Source organism: Thiocapsa sp., from assembly GCF_035467215.1.
In the GTDB taxonomy this organism is placed as follows: Bacteria; Pseudomonadota; Gammaproteobacteria; order Chromatiales; family Chromatiaceae; genus Thiocapsa.
In genome coordinates this window covers 1-1,562 of the sequence record NZ_DATITZ010000289.1, presented here as the reverse complement: position 1 = coordinate 1,562, position 1,562 = coordinate 1, and the positions used below count along the sequence as shown (strand labels likewise).

The following is a 1,562-nucleotide window of genomic DNA, read 5'->3' as shown; positions in this document are numbered from 1 at the left end:
GGACGCCGAGATCACACTCTCGGCAATCTCCGCCAGTTTCTTGTTCTTCCGCATCGCCAACCGCCGCATTGCCTGGAAGGCCGCGTCCTCGGACAATCCCTGCTGCTTCATGATGATCCCTTTGGCGCGTTCGATGAGCTTGCGCTCCGCCAGCTTGCCTCGAGTCTCGAGAAGCTCCTTCTCCAACGCTTGAAACTGGCTGAACCGCGCCATCGCCGCCTCGACGATCGGGCGGACACGCCGCCGCTCGATCCCGTCGACGATGTAGGCGCTCACGCCCGCCTCGATTGCACGGCGGATGCTCTCGTTGGCGTCGTCCTGCGTGAACATCACCATTGGGCGGGGCTGATGCGCCTGAACGGTGCGTAGATTCTCCAGCGTATCCCGGCTCGGCGAGTCGATATCGATCAGCACCACGTCCGGTGCGAAACGCACCACCGCGCTCAAGAGACCCTCGTCCGGGTCCACACAGGCCACCACGTCGAAACCCTCCGCGCTCAAGGCCGGCCCGAGCACCTCGCGCCGGTCAGGGCGCGCGTCCACAAGCATGATTCGGATCGACATCGGGGACTACTCCGGGAGAGAACCAACGATCGGCGAACAGTTGGCTGAACAGCACACTACAGCAAACAACGCGCCAGCCTGGTCCAGGCTGCATTGTCCTCTATGGATTCCCCGCCCCGACGAACGATGTCGACCGACAGGCATACCTCGCGCGGTGTGCTCCGGCCCCGTTTCCGGACGCTCGAATCATTCACTCGTGATTCTTGATCGGAATCAAGGTTCCTCGACAGCTGCGGCGCTAGCGTCCGGAGTGATTGAGCCGGCGTCGTCCATCAGTCCGGCCCGCGTAGGGTGGACGCGCGAGAGCAAAGTCCACCCGACCACTAGGATCAGCCATGCGGCCGGGTTTAGGCGCAAAGCCACAAGCCCCAACCCAGCCCGGAGACCCACCGATGAATATCTCAGGAATCCTGGTCGTCGTCCCGCCCGCCCGAATCGAAGACGCCACGCGCGAGCTCAACGCGCTGCCGGGTGTGGAGGTTCACCACACCGAGCCTTCGACCGGGCGGATCGTGGTCGTGCAGGAGGCCGAGACGGTCGAGCAGGAGATCGCAGCACTCTCTCGCATCAAGGCGTTGTCCGGCGTGATGCTCGCCGAGATGGTCTACCACGTGTTCGATGAAACGCCGCCCGAATGGGGTGCGATCCCTGCTGAAATGGCCGCGTCATAGTCCGCAAATCCAACCCGACCCGGTCGGGCGACGCCAAAAAAATACAACGAGATCGAGGAGGAATCATGGAGCTCAACCGCCGTACCTTTCTGAAATCGGGCGTCGCCGCTGCGACAGCCATGGCCGTCGGAATCCCGGTCAGTCGTATCGCCAGCGTCGCGGCGGCCGAGACCGAGCAGGACTGGCGGTGGGATAAAGGCGTCTGCCGCTTCTGCGGTGTGGGCTGCGGGATCATGATCGCGACGCAAGACGGCAAGATCGTCGCGACCAAGGGTGATCCCGACGCTCCGGTCAATCGCGGTCTGAACTGCGTGAAGGGTTACTTCA

The 1,562-nt window shown here is 63.3% G+C and carries 3 protein-coding genes; 2 read left to right on the top strand and 1 reads right to left on the bottom strand.

The annotated features are described in order from the left end of the window. The coding region (locus VLR48_RS16250; protein ID WP_325292791.1) for an ANTAR domain-containing response regulator at positions 1 to 564 on the bottom strand (564 nt) is incomplete at its 3' end. A gap of 392 nt (positions 565 to 956) precedes the next feature. Here VLR48_RS16250 and VLR48_RS16245 point away from each other — a divergent pair. Together VLR48_RS16245 and VLR48_RS16240 are read left to right on the top strand one after the other, a co-directional pair. Further along, complete coding sequence (locus VLR48_RS16245; protein WP_325292790.1) at positions 957 to 1,235, top strand: chaperone NapD; 279 nt, start codon at positions 957 to 959, stop codon at positions 1,233 to 1,235. Positions 1,236 to 1,300: 65 nt separating this feature from the next. Then, on the top strand, positions 1,301 to 1,562 hold a 262-nt coding region (locus VLR48_RS16240; protein WP_325292789.1), incomplete at its 3' end, for a twin-arginine translocation signal domain-containing protein.